We start from the raw sequence: 4,253 nt of genomic DNA, 5'->3' as shown, positions 1-4,253 counted from the left end.
CCGTCCCCATGGATCCGGCGTCCCGCCGGATCCGGTACGGCTTCCAAGTATCCGAGCAGGACGTCCCGTTGCGCCTCGATCAGCGCGCGGGTGCCGCGCAGGTACTCCAGGACCGCCTGCTGACGCGGGTCCTGCATCGCCGCATCGAACGCGGCGCCGGCCGCAGGTGCCGCGAACGGATCAGGCGCCGCGGGCAGCCCGGCACCGGGCTCGGCCGCAGGCACGGCCGGCACGGCGGGCACGGCGGGCACGGCAGGAACGGCGGACAGCGGTGCGGCGGGCGGCAGGGGCGGAGCGGCCGGTGCGGTGCCCGGCGCCGCGGTCGCCGCAGGGGCGGGGTCCGGCACGGGGGACGGGACGCGACGGGGCGGTTGGAGGCCGCCCGCGATCGGGGTGCCCGCCGAGGTGCGGACCAGATGGCCGTCCACCAGCCAGCCGGGGCGGCGCGGGGCCCGCTCCGGGAGGCGGGCCGTGCGCCCGCGGAACAGCGCCTCCGGGCTGACCGGCACGCCGGCCGCGGCGAGTTCGGCCAGCGCCGAGACCAGCCGGACCAGCCCGTGCTCGCCCGGCACGTCCACCGGGACCACGGTGTGCGGCCGGTCGCGCAGGATCCGGGCCACCAGGCCCGAGAGGACCCGCCCGGGCCCCGCCTCCACGAACGTCCGTACTCCGGCCGCGTACATGGCCTCCACCTGGTCCGTGAACCGGACCGGCTCCGCGACCTGGCGGGCCAGCAGCGCTCGTACGGCATCGGCACCGGCCGGGTACGGGGCGGCCGTCGTGTTCGACCAGACCGGGACGGCCGCGTCGGCCACCGCCGTCCCGGCCAGCTCCGCCGCCAGGGCGGCCGCCGCACCGGCGACCACCGGACTGTGGAACGCGCAGGCCACCGGCAGGGGCTGCGCGGTGAATCCCGCCGCGCGGAGCGCTTCCACGGCCAGCGTGACCGCGGCCGTCGGCCCCGAGATCGCGCACTGGCCCGGGGCGTTGTGGTTCGCCACCACGCATCCGGCGCGGACGGCGATCTCGCGGATCTCCTCCGGTGCGGCCGACACCGCCGCCATGGAACCCGGGTCGTCCCCGGCCGCGGCGAGGATCGCCCCGGCGCGGCGCGCGCTCAGCCGCAGCAGGCTCTGCGTGTCGTACGCCCCCGCCGCCCACAGGGCGGTGAGCTCCCCGTACGAATGCCCGGCCACGTGGTCCGGCCGCACGCCCAGCCGCCCCAGCAGCAGATGGGCCGCCGCCCCCGCCAGGCCGAGGGCCGGCTGGGCCACCCGGGTGTCGGTGACCGCCGCCCGCTGCGCCGCCCGCTCCTGCGCCGTGAAGGCCGCTGGCGGGAACACCGCCGAGACCACCGCTGCGGGGGCCCCGTCCAGCAGGCCCCGCAGCGCGGGGAAGGCCGTGTACAACTCGCCCAGCATGCGCACGTGTTGGCTGCCCTGCCCGGGGAACAGGAACGCGATCCGGCCCGGGTCCGCCGACTCCTCCCGTACGTGGACCCCCTCGCCCGCGGTGAACGCCCGGGCCCGCTCCAGCCGGGCCGCGAGCTCGTCCAGGTCGCCGGCCACGACCGCCACCCGGACCGGGCCGCGGTCGGCGCACACCTCGGCGGCCAGATCCCGCAGCGCCCACGGCCGTCCGGCGGTGTCGTTCTCCTCCAGCCGGGCCGCGAGCCGGGCCATGGCCCGCCCCGCCGCCCGCCGGTCCGCGCCGCGGAAGCAGAACAGTTCGGCGGGCCAGTCCTCCCGGCCCTGCTCCGGCTCCTCGGCGCCCGCGTAACCGGTCAGCACGGCGTGGTAGTTGGTGCCGCCGAAGCCGAACGCGCTCACCCCGGCGATCCGCCGCTGCGGGGGCACCGCCCACGGCCGGGCCTCGGTGTCGAAGACGAAGGGGCTGGTGCCGGCCCGCCAGGCCGGGTTCGGCCGGTCGATGTGCAGGGTGGGCGGCCGGACCCCCGCGTGCACCGCCCGGGCCGCCTTGATCAGCCCGGCCAGGCCCGCCGCGCACTTGGTGTGCCCGAGCTGCGATTTCACCGAGCCCAGTGCACACGAACCCACCGCGGCTCCGGCGGCCGTGAACACCTCGCTCAGCACACCGAGTTCGGTGCTGTCGCCGACGACCGTGCCCGTGCCGTGCGCCTCGACCAGCCCCACCTCGCGCGGGGAGACGCCCGCCCGCGCATAGGCCCGCTCCAGGGCCCGCCGCTGGCCTTCCGGGCGCGGCGCCGTCAGCCCGAGGGAGCGGCCGTCGCTCGACGCCCCCACCGCCTTGATCACCGCGTAGACGCGGTCGCCGTCCCGCTCCGCGTCTGCCAGTCGCTTCAGGACCAGCGCGCCCACTCCCTCGCCGAGCGCGATCCCGTCGGCCGCGGCGTCGAAGGGCCGGCAGCGACCGCCGGGCGACAGGGCGCGCACCGAGGCGAACAGCAGGTAGTCGTTGATCCCGTTGTGGACGTCGGCGCCCCCGCACACCACCATGTCGCTGTCCCCGTCGCGCAGTTGCCGGCAGGCCAGGTCGAGGGCGGCGAGCGAGGACGCGCACGCGGCGTCGACCGTGCAGTTCGCGCCGCCGAGGTCGAGCCGGTTGGCCACCCGGCCCGCGATCACGTTGGCGAGGATCCCGGGGAAGGAGTCCTCGGTCAGCCGGGGCAGCTGCTCGTCCAGGGCGGGCGGCAGCTCCCCGAGGTAGGCGGGGTGCAGCGCCCGCAGCCCGTACGCGCCCGCCAGTTCGGTCCCGGCCTCCGCCCCGAAGACCACCGAGGTCCGGGAACGGTCGAACTCCCGCTCCCTGCCGTAGCCGGCATCGCCGAGGGCCCGCGCCGAGATCTCCAGGGCCAGCAGCTGCACCGGCTCGATCCCGGCCAGTGAGGACGGCGGGATGCCGTGCGCGAGGGCGTCGAAGGGGACGGGGTCCAGGAAGCCGCCCCAGCGCGAGGGGGTCCGCTCGCCGGCCCGCGCCGGATCGGTGTCGTAGTACAGCGCGGGGTCCCAGCGCTCGGCCGGGACCTCGCGCACCGCGTCGCCCCCGGCCAGGATCTGCGCCCAGTACGCGGGGAGGTCGGGTGCCCCCGGGTAGGCGCAGGCCATCCCGACGATGGCGACGTCGAGCGGGTCGGCCCCGCCCGGGGCGGGCGCCCCGGGGCCGGGGACGGCGAGTTCGCCGGCCCGCCGCTCCAGCAGCTCCGTGGCCGCCTCGGTCACCTGGGCGTGCAGGGCGGCCACCGTCGTGGTGCCGCTGCGCAGCGTGGCGGCCTGGCCCAGCATGAACAGGCCGTCCGCGTACTGCCGTTCCTCGTCGACCGGCTCCAGCGCCGCCGCGCCGCGGCGCAGTCCCTTGCTGGCGATCCGCAGCCGTCCCAGGTTCAGCCGTTCCAGCTCCTCCCACATCTCGCGCGGCTCGGTCCCGCTCCGCACGAGCCGCTGCCGGGTCTCCTCGAAGGTGCGGGCGTAGGGTGTGTCCGCGCAGCGCGTGGCATGGCCCGGGGCGGTGTGCAGCAGCACGGTCTCCGAGCAGTCCACGGCCGCCCGTTGGAACCGGGGCGTGACCGCGCCGGCCGCCACGGCCTCCTCGGTGAACAGATAGGCCGTGCCCATCAGTACGCCGATCCGGGCACCGCGTTCGGCCAGCGGGGCGGCCGCCGCGACCGCCATCGCGGCGGAGCGCGCGTCGTGGATGCCGCCCGCGAACAGCACGTCCAGGGCGCCCGGTTCGGGGCAGCCGAGCAGCAGCTCGACCTGCTCCTCCCACAGTGGGAACGAGGCGCGCGGTCCGACGTGGCCGCCGCATTCCATCCCCTCGAACACGAACCGCCGCGCCCCCTCGGCGAGATACCGCTCCAGCAAGCCGGGCGAGGGCACGTGCAGATGGGTCAGGGTTCCCGCGGCCTCCAGCGGGGCCGCCTGCGCCGGGGTGCCGCCGGCGATGATCGCGTACGGCGGCCTGACGCCGGCCACGGCCGCCAGTTGCTCGCGCCGCAGCTCGGGCGGGGCGAAGCCGAGCAGGCCCACGCCCCAGGGCCGGTCCCCGAGCCGCTCGGCGGTCCGGGCCAGCAGCCGGCGTACGTCCGGCCCCTCCATCACCGCGAGCGCCAGGTACGGGACGCCGCCGGCGGCGGCCACCGCCTCGGCGAAGGCGGCCTGGTCGCTGACCCGGGTCATCGGGCCCTGGGCGACGGGCCGGGGCCGCAGGAGCGGGCGGGTAATAACAAAAGACGCTGCCGACGCAAAAGAGAGTGTATATCACGGTGGTCGCAG

1 protein-coding gene is annotated in these 4,253 nt (G+C 77.2%); it reads right to left on the bottom strand.

The genetic code is table 11. From position 1 onward, the window contains the following. Positions 1 to 4,157 (bottom strand): beta-ketoacyl synthase N-terminal-like domain-containing protein (locus tag ACFXA3_RS37155; RefSeq protein ID WP_385194722.1); only part of this gene is annotated, 4,157 nt, incomplete at its 3' end. Positions 4,158 to 4,253 lie beyond the last annotated feature (96 nt).

Origin of the sequence: Streptomyces sp. NPDC059456 (genome assembly GCF_042750055.1) — a bacterium.
Taxonomy (GTDB): Bacteria; Actinomycetota; Actinomycetes; order Streptomycetales; family Streptomycetaceae; genus Streptomyces.
Note: the sequence above shows the minus strand (reverse complement) of the source record. Positions and strands in the feature narration are given on the sequence as shown.